The organism is Kitasatospora sp. NA04385 (assembly GCF_013364235.1).
Taxonomy (GTDB): Bacteria; Actinomycetota; Actinomycetes; order Streptomycetales; family Streptomycetaceae; genus Kitasatospora.
This window is the reverse complement of the sequence record NZ_CP054919.1, coordinates 3,863,924-3,879,084: the sequence shown is the minus strand read 5'-3', so window position 1 is coordinate 3,879,084 and position 15,161 is coordinate 3,863,924. Positions and strand designations below refer to the sequence as shown.

15 protein-coding genes are annotated in these 15,161 nt (G+C 72.7%); 5 read left to right on the top strand and 10 right to left on the bottom strand.

Annotated elements, in window-relative coordinates:
- Positions 1-13: 13 nt before the first annotated feature.
- From HUT16_RS17245 to HUT16_RS17230, 4 genes are read right to left on the bottom strand one after another with little or no spacing between them, the layout of a single operon-like run.
- Positions 14-1,048 (bottom strand): hypothetical protein, encoded by a 1,035-nt coding sequence (locus HUT16_RS17245; RefSeq protein ID WP_217712077.1) that lies wholly within the window; start codon positions 1,046-1,048, stop codon positions 14-16.
- The gene (locus tag HUT16_RS17240; protein ID WP_176189054.1) at positions 1,045-2,055 is read right to left on the bottom strand and encodes a glycosyltransferase family 2 protein; all 1,011 of its coding nucleotides are present in this window, start codon (positions 2,053-2,055) and stop codon (positions 1,045-1,047) included. The genes HUT16_RS17245 and HUT16_RS17240 overlap by 4 nt, the downstream gene beginning before the upstream one ends.
- Positions 2,052-2,711 (bottom strand): phytanoyl-CoA dioxygenase family protein, encoded by a 660-nt coding sequence (locus HUT16_RS17235; RefSeq protein WP_176189053.1) that lies wholly within the window; start codon positions 2,709-2,711, stop codon positions 2,052-2,054. The genes HUT16_RS17240 and HUT16_RS17235 overlap by 4 nt, the downstream gene beginning before the upstream one ends.
- Positions 2,708-3,643: an NAD-dependent epimerase/dehydratase family protein gene (locus tag HUT16_RS17230; protein ID WP_368662687.1), complete on the bottom strand. Its 936-nt coding sequence runs from the start codon at positions 3,641-3,643 to the stop codon at positions 2,708-2,710. Before HUT16_RS17230 ends, HUT16_RS17235 begins: the two co-directional genes overlap by 4 nt.
- Positions 3,644-4,118: 475 nt before the next feature.
- Between HUT16_RS17230 and HUT16_RS17225 the strand changes: the two genes are divergently transcribed.
- Together HUT16_RS17225 and HUT16_RS17220 are read left to right on the top strand one after the other, a co-directional pair.
- Entirely contained in the window at positions 4,119-5,423 is a 1,305-nt protein-coding gene (locus HUT16_RS17225; RefSeq protein ID WP_217712076.1) for a hypothetical protein, read from the top strand.
- Positions 5,420-6,133: an SDR family NAD(P)-dependent oxidoreductase gene (locus HUT16_RS17220; protein ID WP_254897841.1), complete on the top strand. Its 714-nt coding sequence runs from the start codon at positions 5,420-5,422 to the stop codon at positions 6,131-6,133. The genes HUT16_RS17225 and HUT16_RS17220 overlap by 4 nt, the downstream gene beginning before the upstream one ends.
- On the opposite strand, the gene HUT16_RS17215 is transcribed toward HUT16_RS17220, so the two are convergent.
- The 5 genes from HUT16_RS17215 to HUT16_RS17195 form a co-directional block, all read right to left on the bottom strand.
- Positions 6,106-6,546, bottom strand: coding sequence for an amidase (locus HUT16_RS17215; RefSeq protein WP_176189050.1), 441 nt, complete (start codon positions 6,544-6,546; stop codon positions 6,106-6,108). The genes HUT16_RS17220 and HUT16_RS17215 overlap by 28 nt on opposite strands.
- 77 nt (positions 6,547-6,623) lie before the next feature.
- Positions 6,624-7,520 carry a phosphotransferase gene (locus HUT16_RS17210; RefSeq protein WP_176189049.1) on the bottom strand — a complete coding sequence of 299 codons (897 nt, stop codon included), beginning with the start codon at positions 7,518-7,520 and terminating at the stop codon, positions 6,624-6,626.
- The gene (locus HUT16_RS17205) at positions 7,501-8,346 is read right to left on the bottom strand and encodes an aldo/keto reductase (RefSeq protein ID WP_176189048.1); all 846 of its coding nucleotides are present in this window, start codon (positions 8,344-8,346) and stop codon (positions 7,501-7,503) included. Before HUT16_RS17205 ends, HUT16_RS17210 begins: the two co-directional genes overlap by 20 nt.
- A complete protein-coding gene (locus HUT16_RS17200) occupies positions 8,343-9,533 on the bottom strand; it encodes a cupin domain-containing protein (protein WP_176189047.1) in 1,191 nt (396 codons plus the stop codon). Before HUT16_RS17200 ends, HUT16_RS17205 begins: the two co-directional genes overlap by 4 nt.
- A gap of 14 nt (positions 9,534-9,547) precedes the next feature.
- Positions 9,548-9,688, bottom strand: a complete 141-nt coding sequence (locus HUT16_RS17195) for a hypothetical protein (protein WP_176189046.1) — start codon at positions 9,686-9,688, stop codon at positions 9,548-9,550.
- A gap of 181 nt (positions 9,689-9,869) precedes the next feature.
- Here HUT16_RS17195 and HUT16_RS17190 point away from each other — a divergent pair, with 181 nt between their 5' ends.
- The 3 genes from HUT16_RS17190 to HUT16_RS17180 all read left to right on the top strand — a co-directional run bounded on the left by HUT16_RS17190 (position 9,870) and on the right by HUT16_RS17180 (position 13,932).
- Positions 9,870-11,255 (top strand): helix-turn-helix transcriptional regulator, encoded by a 1,386-nt coding sequence (locus HUT16_RS17190; RefSeq protein WP_176189045.1) that lies wholly within the window; start codon positions 9,870-9,872, stop codon positions 11,253-11,255.
- Between the two features lie 46 nt (positions 11,256-11,301).
- On the top strand, positions 11,302-11,991 hold the full coding sequence (locus HUT16_RS17185) for a dihydrofolate reductase family protein (protein ID WP_176189044.1): 690 nt from the start codon (positions 11,302-11,304) through the stop codon (positions 11,989-11,991).
- A gap of 141 nt (positions 11,992-12,132) precedes the next feature.
- Positions 12,133-13,932 carry a S9 family peptidase gene (locus tag HUT16_RS17180; RefSeq protein ID WP_176189043.1) on the top strand — a complete coding sequence of 600 codons (1,800 nt, stop codon included), beginning with the start codon at positions 12,133-12,135 and terminating at the stop codon, positions 13,930-13,932.
- On the opposite strand, the gene HUT16_RS17175 is transcribed toward HUT16_RS17180, so the two are convergent.
- Positions 13,883-15,154, bottom strand: a complete 1,272-nt coding sequence (locus HUT16_RS17175; protein ID WP_176189042.1) for a helix-turn-helix transcriptional regulator — start codon at positions 15,152-15,154, stop codon at positions 13,883-13,885. The two genes, HUT16_RS17180 and HUT16_RS17175, sit on opposite strands and share 50 nt — an antisense overlap.
- Between the last annotated feature and the right edge of the window lie 7 nt (positions 15,155-15,161).

The following is a 15,161-nucleotide window of genomic DNA, read 5'->3' as shown; positions in this document are numbered from 1 at the left end:
GTGGGCTCCCGGGCTAGTTGGTGAAGGCGAGGAGGTCGCCCAGGACGCGCCGGTAGTTGAATCGGCGGCGGAGGCCGTCCTGGACACGGCCGAGCCGCTGGCGGTTGGCGTGGCTGTCGCGCAGGAGCCGCGTGAGGTCCTCGGCCAGGTCGCCGCCGAGCAGGAACGGGGCGATCTCCTCGCCGTAGAGGTCGGTGGTGTAGGCGAGTTCGGGCGGCAGGACGGGCATGGTGCCGGCCGCGACAGTCTCGAACATGCGGGGGGTCAGCAGGTGCTGGTGGGCGAACAGGGGACGGGCCAGGACCGGAGTGATCTCAGCCTTCGCCATCTGGGTGAGGACCTGGCCGAACGGGACGGGGCCAGTGACCTTCACACCGTGCTCTGCCAGCCAGCCGGGCCGGTTGGCGGTGGCGGTGAGGTGATCGGGGTGCGGGTCGCCGGACCACCAGCGGCCGGCCACCCGCAGCCGGGTCAGCGGCGGCCTCGCCGACCGGGCGGCCTCGATGAGCTGGGCGACGGCGTCCCAGCGCCACCAGTTCGCGCCGACGTACTGGAGGTCGTAGGTCGCGGCCGGTGCCCGCTCCGGGCGGTGCACCGGCTTGGGCATCCCGAAGTAGGAGAAGAACCGCGCGCCGTCGGGGAGTTCGCCGAGGCGCGGCTGGAGGATCAGGTCGCTCAACCGCCGGTACAGCTGCTGCCACGGCTGGTGGCCGTAGGCTCCGGCGGAGTCGTCCACGCCGAGGACGGTGTGCTCGCCCCAGTGGGCGTCCGGGTCCAGGACGATCCGGCGCTCCCTCGGGAAGCGCTCGCACAGCTCCAGCCGCTGCTCGTCCAGGAACTGGCGGCCCTCGAAGACCAGGACCAGGTGGGTGCCCCAGGCGAGGTCGTCGACGACCGGAAGCAGGCCGGGAACCTGGTCGTCCAGACGGCACAGCGGCCCGGCGAGGGCGACTTCGCAGTCCAGCGCCGGGGCGGCGCGCACGTACTCGGCGACCATGTGCGCCGATCCGGCCTGCCAGTGGAAGTCCCCGGCGAACAGCACCCTCACCGCATGACCCCGGCGGCGCGCAGGCGGCGGTGGGCGCGGCGGCGGCGCGCGATGGTCGGGGCGAGCCGCAGCAGCCACCACGTGGCGGCGGCCGTCTCCGCGCACCCGCGGAGCGGGGTGGTGTTCCCGCCGACCGAGCGGCCGGCCAGGTCCTGGCGCAGCCACCGCCCGGCCAGGGAGATGATCGCGGGCCACGTCCAGCTGATGTCCGTGAGCAGGAAGTAGTACCGGTTGCGGCGCATCTGCACCCGCCGGTAGGTGCTCGCGCCGGTTCCGCCGCCGCCGTAGTGCTGGATGCCCAGGTCCAGGTTGAGAGCCACCCGCCAGTTCGCCCAGCGGGCTCGGCGGCACAGGTCGGTCTCCTCGTAGTAGGTGTGGAAGACCCGGTCGAACAGGCCGAGGGTGCGCAGGACGTCGGCGCGGACGAAGAAGGCGGCGCCCTGGACGTAGGCGTGCTCCAGGGTGGCGGGCGCGCGGCCGTGCGCGGGTCCGGCCGGGGAGGGCTGGTTGGGGCGGTCGCCCACGAAGCCGTCGGCCTCGCCGAGCTTCAGCGCGAGGGTCGACCAGTCGTTGTGCTCGTCCAGCGCGACGGTGCCGCCGTCGGCGTCGCCGTAGATGTACTGCATGGGGCCGCAGATGCCGTAGGTGGGCCACTGCTCCATGAAGGCGGTCAGCTGCTGGACGAGGTCGGCCGGGGTGCGGGTGTCAGGGTTGACGAGGAACACGTAGTCCGCGCCGTCGGTCAGGGCGGCGCGCATGCCGACGTTGTTGGCGCGGGCGAAGCCGAGGTTGGCGTCGTTTTCGATGATCCGCACCGTGGGGAAGGTGTCGCGGACCAGTTCGGTGCTGCCGTCGGTAGAGGCGTTGTCGACGTACCAGACGGTGAGGTCGAAGTCGGGGGCGTTGCTGGCGAGGAGGGTGGACAGGCAGGTGGGCAGCCAGCGCGCCTCGTTGGTGCCGACCGTGATGGTGGCGACCTTCGGGCGGCGGGGCGCGGGGCTGGTCACGGTGCCTCCGTGGTGTCGGGGATGAACTCGATGACGAGGCTGCGGCGGGGCCGCTCGGTGGGGTTGGGGCGCGAGGCGTGGACGGCTCGCACGTCGTGCACGGCCACGTCGCCGGCCAGCGCGCCGACCGTCAGCACGGGCCCGGCCTCGCGGGCCTGGGCCACGTCGGCGACGTCGGGCAGCAGGTGGCTGCCGGGCACGAACTCCAGGCAGCCGTTGGCGGCGTCGGAGTCGTCCAGGAACAGGCTCAGGTTGATGGCGCGGCCGGGTTCGGCGTCGGTGCGGTCGCGGTGCCAGGGGACGGCGGCGGCCACGCGCGGCATTTTGACGATCATGGCGATGACCCGGGCCCGCGCCGGGCAGCCCAGGATGGACTCGGCGAGGTGGTGCAGCGGGCCGGTGGCGAACAGCCCGGCCGCGAGCGGGGCGCCCGGCTGCCGCTCGAGATTGTGGACGCGGAAGAGCACCGGCGTGCTCTCGCCCTCGCGGGTGAAGGACCAGAAGTCGTCGCTGCGGTGGCCGTCCTCGAAGGCGGCCACCAGCGCGTCGGCCTCGGCGCGCAGCCGCTCCAGCAGCGGATCGGTGACCACGGCCGGGACGACGGTGAACCCGTCCGCCCAGAGCTGGCCGAGGACCTCGGCGGTCGGCGCGCTCACCGGGTGGCCCCGGCGGCGAGCTGCTCGGTGAACCAGACGACGGTGGCGGCCAGGCCGTCCTCGATCGTCGTCTTCGGCGCCCACCCGAACACCTCGCGGGCCAGCGTGGTGTCGGGCCGGCGGCGGCCCGGGTCGTCCTCGGGCAGGGCGGTGAACTCGACCTCCGCGGCGGAGCTGGTGAGGTCGAGGACCAGGTGGGCGATCGCCAGGACCGTGCGCTCGTCCTCGGTGCCCAGGTTGACCGGGCCCGGGTGGTCGCTCGCCGCGACCGCCAGGAGGCCGGCGACCGTGTCGAGCACGTAGCAGAGGGAGCGGCTCTGGTGACCGTCCCCGGCGACCTGGAGCGGCTGCCCGGCCAGCGCGCGGGTGACGAAGGCGGGCACTGCGCGGCCGTCGTCGGTGCGCATCCGTGGGCCGAAGGTGTTGAAGATCCGCACGATCGCGGTGCTCACGCCGTACTCGCGGCGGTACGCGGCGGTGGCAGCCTCGGCGAAGCGCTTGGCCTCGTCGTAGACGCTGCGCGGGCCGATCGGGTTGACGTTGCCCCAGTACGCCTCGGTCTGCGGGTGCTGGTGCGGGTCGCCGTACACCTCCGAGGTCGAGGCGAGAACGAATCGGGCCCCGCGTTCCTTCGCCAGCTCCAGCGCGTTCAGCGTGCCGATTGAGCCGACCGACAGCGTCGGGATGGGGTGGCGCAGGTAGTCCGCCGGGGAGGCCGGCGACGCGAGGTGGAACACCACGTCCACCTCGCCCGCGACGGCGAGCTTGTCGTTGACGTCCTGCTCGACCAGCTCGAAGTGCTCGGTGCCGAGCAGGTGGGCGACGTTGTCACGGCGGCCGGTCAGGAAGTTGTCCACGCAGACCACGGCGAGGCCGTCGCGGATCAGCGCGTCGCACAGGTGGGAGCCGATGAATCCGGCTCCGCCGGTCACGACAGCGGTCCTTCGGGGCATGGGGCTCCTCCAGGCTCGGGCACGCCCGACCCGCCCATCGGCACGAGGGCACGGCGGACTGGAACGGCGTACGCGGTGAACGGGTGCGGGCGCGGCCGGCTTGTCGCGCCCCAGGTGATCGGTGCGAGTGGTCCGTCCGTCGGTGGACGTCTTCTCGCTGCGCGGCCAGGTCATCGACACGGACGTGAAGTGGTCCCCGGCCGAGCGCCCCGGGGTGCCCGGCCGCAGTTCAGCCAGCCGGACACCCGTCGGGGGGGGGAGCACTAGCTAACCCCCGATCAACTGCCAGTGAAAAGAGCGCGTTTGTCGTCTTCCTGTCGTCTTCTGACCTCAACCGTCCCGGATGTACCATCAGCGCACAGTGGCGGACTGGCTACGGTCCGGTGATCACATCGGGGGGTTGGGAATGGGCCGATCGACCGGCTTACGCGCACCGGTACGCCTGGTCCATCCCTTGAGCGTTGTGCGGGACGAACAGGGCTGGACCTTCCAGGACGTGGTCGACATCGTCGCCAAGGCCACCCGCCGGTCGGCCGACCGGCGCAAGGCTTGGCGGTGGGAGCACTGGGGTGTCGAGCCGGATGCCGAGAGCCAAGCCGCCCTCGCCGCCGAACTCGGCATTCCGATGAAGGAGGTGCACCGGCTCGGCTGGCCCGGCTGGCTCCCGGACGGCGGCCCGGTCCGCACCGGTTTCCCCTGGACCCGGGAGGGCACGCTCCAAGCGCTGGACGACACCCTGGAGCACGCCATGCTCGACCGACGCGGATTCATGAAGCTCGGCGGCGAGGCCCTGACCGTGCTGGCCGGCCAGTGGCTCACCGAAGATCCCGAGCCGGTGACGGCGGCGCTCGCCGGAGGCCGCATCGACGCGCAGTTCGTCGCGGACCTGGAGGACGGCCTGCCCCGCCTCCGCCGACTGGAGGCCCGCCTCGGCGGCCCTCGCGCTCGCCACCTCCTGGGCGCCGAACTCGACACGGTCGCCGGCATCCTCAAGGAGGCGTCCTACACCGACCGGATCGGCCGGCGGCTGCTGCGGCTCGGAGCCGAACTCGCCCGCCTCGCCGGGTGGTCGTCCTTCGACGCCGGCCTCCACGCCGCAGCACAGCGGTACTGGACCAGCGGCCTGCGTGCAGCCCACGCCGCCGACGACCGCGCACTGGGCGCCAACATCATCAAGTCACTCAGCCTCCAGTGTTACGACCACGGCCTCTTCGCGGACGCCCGCGCGCTCGCGGCAGCCGCCGTCGACGGCGTCGGCGAGGTCACTGCCCGGACCCTGGCCATGCTCCTGCTGCGGCAGGCCCGTGCGGCGGCGGCGTGCGGCGACCACGCCGAGTGCGACCGCCTGCTGTCCGCGGCCGAGACCCAGATGGACCGCACCGGAGCCGGAGACGACGACCCCGCCTGGACCGGCTACTTCGACGCAGCGGAGTTCCACGCCCAGACCGCCACCTGCCATGCCGACCTCGGCCGCCCGCGGCTCGCCCAGCGCCACTTCGCCACCGCCCTGGACCTCATGCCGGCCGCCAAGAGCCGGGACCTGGCCACCTACACCGTCCAGAGCGCCCGGACCCACACCGCCCTCGGCGACGCCGACCACGCCGTCCACCTCCTGGAGACGGCCATTCCGATGATCACCGCCGCCCCGTCCCAGCGGAACGCGGCCCGCGCCGCCGCCGCCCGCGCCGAACTGCCGCTCACCGCAAAGGACCCGAAAGTCCAGCACCTCGACCAGTTGCTCGGCACACTGGCTGCATGACCATGCCCCCCGTCTCCCGTGTCGCCCTCGTCTCCGGCGGAAACCGCGGCCTCGGCTTCGCCATCGCCACCCGCCTCGCCGAACAGGGCATGCAGGTCGTCCTCGGCGTGCGCGACCGCCTCGCCGGCCGCGAGGCGACGGAAGCACTCGCCCGCAAGGGGCTGTTCGTCCATTCCCACGAGCTCGACGTCACCGATCCCGCCAACGTCGCCCGCTGCGTCGCCGACGTCGCCGCTCCGCTCGGACGCCTGGATGTACTGGTCAACAACGCCGCCGTCGCCATCGACCGTGGCCAGGCCGCTGCCGCGCCGGACTTCGAGCGCGTCCGCGCGACCCTGGACACCAACTTGCTCGGTGCCTGGCGGCTCGCAGCCGTCGCGGCCCAGGAGATGCGGAAGAACAACTACGGTCGCATCGTCAACATCACCAGCCACCTAGGCTCACAGAGCAACATGGGCACCGGGAACGTGAGTTACCGCGTCTCCAAGGCAGCCCTCAACGCCCTCACCCAGATCCTCGCCGCCGAACTCCATGGCACCGGCATCCTCGTCAACGCCGCATCGCCCGGGCGCATGGCGACGCGCATGGCCTACGGCGAAACCGACCGCACCCCCGAAGAAGCGGCCGACACCCCGGTGTGGCTCGCGACCCTCCCCGACGACGGCCCCACCGGCGGCCTCTTCTACGAGGGCAAGCCGCTGGACTGGTGACCTTCCGCGCCTTCGGGATCCGGGGAGGAGGACCCGACTGCAACGGTCCGGATGAACCGCACCAGGTCCTCCGCCGTATACCCCAGCAGGCCGGCCCGGTAGATTGCCAGAAGAAGGTGCTGCGCAACCGTCTCCGCGCCGAAGCCGTTCAAGCCGTCCTCGGACCACTCCTGCAGCTTGACCACACCCAGGTCGTTCAGGACAAGGCCGTAGCGTGCCCGCACCTCGCCAGCAACGTCGGCGACGCCCTCAAGAAGGCTCTCCGCCTCCCGGTGGCACTCCAGGAAGAACGGCCCGTCGGCCAGGGGGACACACCCGGCCGGCGGCGAGGTCATGAGGGCATGGAGGGGCGAGGACTGTGACACGCCCCGCCCCTCGTGATCATCAAGGCCGAGCGTGAAGTGGTGGTCCAACGTGACTCCTCAACATCCCCAACCGCAGTAATTGGGTGGGTATGCCGCTGGCTATCACTCGTGAGAATGGTTGACCTTCAGGGGAGTTGACGTCTGGAAGGGCTCGATGCAGAACGCCTCGATCGGCTGCCACCAGGCCCATGCCTACCTGTGGGCGGTGCCGTAGCGCCGATCAGCTCCCGGGCCCGGTCCGCGAGGAGCGGTGCCAGTCCGGGGTAGTAGCCGCGGTCTACCGCTTGGAGCATCTCTGCGAGGGCGATCAGTTCGCCGACTCGGCCGGCTGAGCTGGCGAAGGTGTCGGCGAACTCGGTGCGGATGCGGTCGGCGATGGCCGGGACTTGGAGGCTGTTGGCCCAGAGCATCGCGGGGTCGTAGCCGATGGGTACGAGGCCCCAGCGCTCCCAGTCCAGCAGGGCCAGCGGTTCCTGGGTCAGGTTGGCCCATTGGAGGTCGCCGTGGCCGGTCACCCGCTCGATCCCGGTCGGTGCGGGGATGCCCAGGTACTGGGGGATGTTCTTGTCGATCCACGCCTGGTGCGGTGTCGCCTTGGTTCCGGTGGCGGTGGCGGTGTCGGCCAGCGCGGTCTTGAGCGTGTGCCACCAGGTGTCGTCGAGGCCGGGGTCGTGGCGCAGGTCCGGGGTGGTGGAGATGGCGGTGCCGGCGAAGTCGGCCAGGTCGCCCTTGTAGAAGTGCTCGCCGTCGATCCAGTCGACGGTCCGGTGGATTCGGGGGCGGAGGACGGAGTCGGGGAGAAGTTGCTCGGCGCCGAGGGCGCCCTGGCCGGTCGGCCGGGGCGCCCGCGTGCGGCTGCTGCGGGAGACGCGGAGCCACAGGTGGTCGGCCCGGCGCCCGGCGGTGGTGCCGGAGGTGCCGAAGGCGATCGGTCCGGTGCACCGGAGGTCGAGGAATCCGGCTGCCCTGGCGTGTGCCGCTGTCAGGGCGGCCCGGGTCGGTTCATCCGGAGGAGAGGACATCGAGTACCGTCCTGAGGTGGCCGAGGGGGATCGGCTGGGCGAGTGCTGCTCCAGCATCTTCCCAGTGCCGGCGGGTGCTGGCCGAGGTGAGGATGACGTCCAGGGCGGGGCAGGCCGCGACGGCGCGGAACGCGGCGGTGTGAGGGGTCGTGCCGGGGCTGACGAGGTTCACCAGTTCGGGTGTCATCAGCGCAGGCAGCTCGCCCCCGTGCAGGGGTGCGGAGCCGAAGGCGGTGAGGCCGCTCCCGCGTGCCTCGACGAGGGGGCCCGTGCCGTCGAGGGCCTGGCGCACGGTGTCGTACATGACGAGGCTGACGGGCATCTGCACCGCGCCGAGGTGGTGTCGGGGCGATCCGGCCGCCTCGCTCGCCAGGGTGGTGAGTTCGGCGATCGTGAACGCCCCGGAGGTGAAGCCGTTCCAGGTGGCGATGCCGTAGCGGCCGATGCGGCCGGCGTCGGCGAACTCCTCCAGGACGGTGAACGCGTCGCGGATGCCGCGGTGCAGGTGCCCGCGGTCGTGGCCGTGGTGCTCGGGGTTGTGGACGAAGATCAGGTCGGCGCGGCCGAGGACGGCGAGCGACTTTTCGACCTGGGCGCGTACGTCGGTCGGGGCGAGGCTGTGCCGTCCGCCCGGGTGGAACCCGGTCTTCGTGGCGACCTTCGAGGCCGGGTGGTCGGCCAGGACGGGCGCGAGGGCACGGTGGACGTGGCCGTGGCCGTAGTTGGGGGCGGTGTCGATCCACGCGGCGCCGTCGGCGAGGGCGGTGCGCGCCGCCTCGGCGGCGGCGCGCACCCGGTAGGTCCCCAGGCCGAGGACGGGGCTCACTGGCCGGTCCCGACGACGGCCAGCATCTGGCTGCGGATGAGGACGGTCAGCAGCTCCGCCAGGTCCTTGAGGTGCAGCCCCGTGGTGTCGGCGAGTTCGCCGAGTGTGGTGCTCCGCCCGGTCAGCAGGGCCTGGAGTACGGGTTCCGCGCCGGCGGCGACGTCGCACTCGGTGCTGGCGGCGGCCAGCGTGAGTGTGGTGCCGTCCGGGTCGGCGGTGAGTTCGGCGCGCGGCGCGGTGAGCCGCACGGTGATTTCCCGGTCCTGAGGCAGGGCGGTGACGTGGGGCAGCGACGGCATCGGCCGACCGGGGTGCGTGGCGGCGGTCGACCGTGTCCAACGGTCGATCAGGTCCGGGTCGGACAGCACGGCCAGCACCGACTTCCGGAGCCGTTCCAGGTAGTCGGCCTGTTCGGTTGCCGTGGCGTGGACGGGGACGTCCGCCCGGATCGCCTCCTCGCAATGCAGTTCGTCCGTCACCCAGCCCAGGAGGGAGGCGCCGGTCTGGGCGACGAGGCCGAAGGTCAGGTGCAGGGATTCGACGCCCTGGTCGGCGGTGACGCTGTGCCACCAGCCGCGCGGGAGGTAGAGGACGTCGCCGGGGCGCAGGACGATGTCCGCGACCGGTTCGCCCTCGGGTTCCGGCGGGAACTCCACGTCGCGGAAGGCGGGCACGGGTCTGGTCGGCGGCCACAGCCGCCAGCGCTTGGCCCCGTATTGCTGGACGACGACCACGTCGTGGTCGTCCCAGTGCCGGCCGAAGCCTTCCTGCTCGGTCCAGGAGGCGTAGACGTTGGTCTGCACCGGGGTGCGGAAGAAGCGCTCCAGCTCCGCGGCGGCGGCGCGCACCGGCGGGTGGATCTCGTCGATCGCGTCCAGGACCAGGGAGGCGCCCTCGGCGAGGAGGGCGTGGAGCAGGGCGGGCTGCAGGCGGCTCCAGTGCACCCCGCGCCGGTTGGCGGCCGGGACGGTGTAGCGGCCGGCGGGGATGCTCTCCCCGTTCTGCGACAGCCGCAGCCGGGGCGGCTCCAGCCGGTAGGTGGCCAGGACGGCGTTCAGGTCGTCCCAGGACAGCAGCGTCCCGGGGGTGCTCCCCTGGGCGGGGAACAGGGCGTAGGAGCGGTGGAGCACCTGGGCGAGGAAGTCGTCCCCGCCCAGGCGCACCGCCCACGAAGCGTGTTCGGGCATCGTGGGCTTCCCGATCAGGTGTCGTTCTGGTCGCTACGGCCGCCGGTGTTGTCCGACGGCACGTCCGCGCGGGAGCGCGCGGCCCGGATGTCGCGGACCGCGCGCACGAGGCCGCCCTCCTCGGTGGCCGGGTTGTTCGGTTCGGTGATCGGCATGCAACTCACCTTCCGTCCCTGAGTTTTCCACCGGACTGTCCGGCAGAGAACCAGGGAACCGCCACATGCCGGGTACGAACAGGGCAGAATTGCTGCATCTATGAGGCGTCCATGATGCAAATGCGCCTCTGAGCAGGCAAGTGCGCCGCAGAGTCTGCTCTCCGTGCGCAGGGGGTGGCTGGTGGAGGAACGACGCGAGGGCCTCGTCGCGCTCCGGCGGCGGGCGGGCTACACCCAGGAGGGGCTGGCCCGCGACATGGGCGTCGACCGCACGACGCCCGGCCGCTGGGAGCGGGGAAAGGCAACGCCTTATCCCTGGCAACTGCCCAAACTGGCAATGCTGTTGAAGGTCTCCCCGGACGGCCTCGCCGAGGCCCTGCAAGGCCGCCCCGGCGATCAGGGGCCCACAGGCGGCGCCCTGCGGCCGGAGCAGCCGCCGGGGCCCGCGGCTGCCGGTGGTCCCGGCCCGGGCAGCGCTCCCGTCGGGGGCGGGTTCTCCACGACGGAGTTCGCCGACGGCGGCATCCGGGCGGGCTGCAGGACGGCGGACGGGCGGATCGTGTTCCTCACGCTCCCGCGCCAGGCCCGGCTGCCCGGGGGAGCGGTACTGCCCGGGGCCGCTCGGCCTGTCGGCCTCGTGCTGCCCGACCCGCCGGACACGTTCCCCGAACTCACCTCGGACCGGCACCCGGTGGAGAGCCTGGCCGCGCTGCGCCGCTCCCTGGTCGAGTGCGACAACGTCGTCGGCCCGCGGGACGTCGTGGCCACCGCCCACGAGCACGTCCGACTCGTTCAGCGGCTCCGCACCCAGGCCGACGGCCGGGACCGGCTGGAACTGCTGCGCACCCTGGCGGAGTACGCGGAGTTCTGTTCCTGGCTGCACCAGGACAGCGGCGACCACCAGGCCGCACAGTACTGGGCGGACCGCGCCGTCGACTGGGCGAACGCCTGCGGCGACCACGACCTCACCACGTACATCACCGCCCGCAAGGCCCAGCTCGCCGGCGACATGCTCTCCGGCGCCGATGCCGTCGACCTCGCCGACTACGCCCAGCGCCTGGCCCGCCCGGGCACCCGGCTGAGCGCCATGGCCGCCGTCTACGGAGCCCACGGCCAGGCCCTGCTCGGCGACGGGCGCGCCGCCCAGCACACCTTCGACCGGGCCCTCGACCTGCTCGCCGACCCCGCCGATTCCGACACCGGACGCGGCCGGTGGCTGAGCGCCGGCTACGTCGAGGCCCAGCGGGCCCGAGCGCTGGCCCTGCTCGGCCACCACCGCGAGGCGGCAGCCGGCTACGAACAGGCGATCCGCGCCCTGCCGTTCACCTTCCGCCGCGACCGCGGCGTCTACCTGGCCCGCCTGGCACGCTCGCAGGTCGCCGCCGTCGGACCCGAGCAGGCCGCGGCGACCGGCCGGGCGGCGGCGGCCATCGGGGCCGCCACCGGCTCCGGCAGAATCCTCACCGAGCTGGCCGCCCTCGACGAGCTGCTCCGGCCCCGCCAGAGTCTCCCGGAGGTCCAGCACTTCCGGGACACGCTCGACGGGCTGCTGCTCCACGAGACCTGACCGACTGCCGGCTTCCTTCACCCAACCGACGACAGAACGGACCGCCATGCCCGCCACCCGCCGCCCCCACGTCCTGCTGAGCGTCGCCACCTCCGTCGACGGCTACATCGACGACACCTCGCCCGAGCGCCTCCTGCTCTCCAACGCAGCCGACTTCGACCGCGTCGACGCAGTCCGCGCAGGCAGCGACGCCATCCTCGTCGGCGGCAACACCCTGCGCTCCGACAACCCCCGGCTCCTGGTGAACAGCGAGCAGCGGCGCGCAGCCCGCGTCGCCGACGGCAAGCCCGCGTACCCGCTCAAGGTGACGATCAGCGCCAGCGGCGACCTGTCCCGCGACCTGAAGTTCTGGCACCACGGCGACAAGAAGGTCGTCTACACCACCGACAGCGCGGCCCCCAAGCTCCGCGAAGAACTCGACGGCCTGGCCGACGTCGTCAGCACCGGCGAGGCGGTCGACTTCGGCGCGATGCTCGACGACCTGGCCACCCGCGGCGTCGAGCGCCTCATGGTCGAGGGCGGCGGCACCGTGCACACCCAGTTCCTCGCCCTGGGCCTGGCCGACGAGGTCCATCTCGCCGTCGCACCGCTGCTCGTCGGAGACTCCGCCGCGCCCCGCTTCCTCCACCCGGCCGCCTACCCGGGCGGCAGCACCCGCCGGATGCGCCTGCTCGGCGCCGAGACGGTGGGCGACGTCGTCCTCCTGCGCTACGCCCCCAAGGAGGAGTCGGCCTGAACCGACCGGCCAGCCGGGTCCGGCGCGGCCGCGCGTCGGGCCGGTGATCGGCGTCCCCTCGTGGGTCTCGGCTGCGCCGGGGCCACCGGCGGCGGGTAGCCTACGGGCTGCCAGGAGGCCGGCACCGAAGGGATCGACGGCATGACCGAACACGGCGGGTTGTCCGCTGGGTGGGTGGCCCGGACGACGGTCGCTCTCGACGAACTCCAGGTCTCCGATGGCCGGTTGTGGTGGCTGCAGTCCGATCCCGAGCACGGGGGTGTGCGGCGGGTCGCGCGGGCGGAGCCGTCCGGAGCGGCCAGGTTCGTCACCCCGGCGGACCGGCCGGTGGGCGGCGGCCTCCACGCTTACGGTGGCGGTGCCTTCGCGGTGACCGGCAGCACCGTCTGGTTCACCGGCAGGGACGGCTCCCTGCTGCGCCGAACCCATCAGGGCGGTGCCGAGGTCGTTGCCGCTGCCGGTGAGCACCAGTACGGCGACTTGGCCGCCGACGGCGAGGGGCTGCTCGCGGTGCGGGGTGGAGACGGAGAGGACGAGATCGTCTCGGTGGCGGCCGACGGCCGCATCGAGGTACTCGTCCGTTCGACGGGGTTCCTCGGCTCCCCCCGCTCGGCCAGCGGCCGGCTGTGCTTCACCGAATGGGACCGCGATCGGATGCCCTGGGACTCCTGCCGGGTCCTGACGTCAGCCCTCGGCGATCCCGGAAGTGCCGAGACCGTTGCGGGCGGGAGCGGCGAGTCGGCGGTGCAGCCGGGTTGGGGGCCCGAGGGCCGGCTCTACTTCTTCTCCGACCGGACGGGCTGGTGGAACCTGTACCGCCGCCTGGAGCGGGGCGGCATCGAGTCCGTGGCCCCGATGGAGGCCGACTGCGCGCCGGCTCCGTGGGAGGGCGGCTACCGCTCCTACGCCTTCACCGGCCGGGGCGGGATCGTGCTGACGGCGTCAGACGGCATCACCACCGAGCTGCTGCTCGTCGACGGCGCAGGACGCCAGCGCCGCATCGGGACCAACCTCAGCTCCGTGAAGCCGTACTGCGCGGTCCTCGGCGACGCCGTGGCGGTCATTGCCTCCACCCCGGTGAGCGCGCCGTCCCTCTGGCTCGTTGCTCTGGAGGGGAACTCCACGGCCGAAGCCCACCCGAACCTGGAGGTTGCTGCCGACAACGACACCCCGCCGACCGTCCGGCCGCAGGTTCTTGCCGCTCCGGGGCCGGGGGGCGACGTGCGCTTCGTCCTCCACCGACCCGCAACTCCCGGGCGCGTGCCCCTGCTCCTGCGCGTCCATCCCGGCCCGACCGACGACGTCCGGCTGCGCCTCGACCGGACGACGCAGTTCTGGGTGAGCCGGGGCTTCGCGGTCGCCGAGCCCCTCTACCGCGGCAGCACCGGGCGGGGCAGGGCCTTCCGCAGCCAATTGTACGGGCGCTGGGGGGAGTTCGACGTGGAGGACTGCGCCGCCGTCGCCGAATATCTCGTCGGGCAGGGCGTCGCCGACGCCGACGCTGTCTTCATCAGCGGTGCGAGCGCCGGAGGCTATACCGCGCTCAATGCCGCTTGCCGGACGGAGCCGTTCGCCGCGGCCACTGCGATCTCCGCGATCATCGACCCCGGCCGCTGGGCGCGCTCCGTCCCGGCCTGGCAGCGTCCGCACGCCGTCGCGTTGCGGGGCCCTGCCGGCGCCGTCCGGCCCGAGCGGGTCCGTCGTCCGGTGCTGGTGGTTCACGGCTCCATGGACGACATCACCTCCGCAACCGATGCGATGGCCTTCGCCGACGCGCTCGGCGAGCGCGGGATGGGGCGGGGGCTGCTGTTGGAAGGCGGCGACCATTACCTGTCGAACCCCCGGGACCTCGAAGCGGCGCTGGAGGCCGAACTCGCCTTCTACCGGGACGTCATGTCGTACCCGGCCGGGGGAAGGTGCTCGGGAGTACCGCGCGGGTGAAGTCGTGCAGCTCCTGCACCGGCGCGTAGTCGAGGTGGGGGCCGAGGGCGTCCAGCACGGTGGCGACGCGCTCTACGCAGCGGCCGGAACCGGTGCGCGCCGTGTACTCGACGGCCTGCCTCCCGACGGCCACCGCCTGGTCCAAGTCGCCCGAGACCACCCAGGTCGAGGCGAGAAGGGCGGCGTCGAGAGCACGGCGCCGGACCCGGTCGCCGCCGACCCCGCTGAGGGCGTCGACCAACTGAGTCCTCGCGGCGGGCGGCCGACCGAGGTCGTGCAGGCAGTGCGCGGCCTCGTCCGCCAGGTAGGCCGGCGTGAAGTAGCCGATCCACAGCGGGTCGTCGCCCTGAACGGACTCCAGCAGGTGTTCGGCTTCGATCAGCATCGCGGTCGCCTCCGCCTCCCGGCCGAGCCGCGCGTTGGCCCGGGCGACGACTGCGGCCACGGCCGCCCGGGTGGCCGGGCTCGCCCCAGTCGAGGAGGCCCTCGCGGTGGAGGCCCACTGCAGCGCCAGCTCCGGACGGCCGCAGTGAAGCGCCAGGTGGCCCAGGTTCACGGCGGTCAGATACGCGCTGTAGGCACGGTCGCCCACCGACGAGGACAGTTGCAGGGCCCGCTGGTAGTACTCCTGGGCGCGGGCCGGCTGCCCGTTGTCGACGGCCTGGTAGCCCGCCAGCTCGCAGAACTCCGCCGTCAGCATGGCGCGGCGCACTGCCACGTCCGGTGAAGCCGCCGGACGATGCAGGACTGCCCCGATCTCCCGGTCGAGGTAGTCGACGACCTGCTGCGCGTGGGTGCGGCCACCGAAGGTGTGGTCGAGCTGCCGGAACATCGCCAGCATCTGCCCGATCAGCGCCAGGTCCTCCTCCGTGGCCCACAGCGTGTGCGCGGGTTCGGCACCGGTCGGCCCCAGAGCCGCCCAGTCGGTGACTGCGCTGTCCAGCTGGTTCCACGACGGCATGCCCGCTGATGGCTCGGAGACTTCAGGCGGCGATCCCTGTTCGGTGGTCTCGGGGCCCTGCTGCCACAGCAGCGCCCCGATGTCCCCCGGGCGCCGACCGAGCAACTGGGCGAGCCGCGGGATCTGCCAGTCGCGCGGTCTGCTCCGGCCCTTCTCCCAGCGGTGGACCGTCGAGCGGTCGACATCCATCGCTGCCGCCAGCTTGTCCTGGGTGTATCCCGCCGACCGCCGCCACACGGCGAGCAGATCAGGGTCTGTCATCACTCGC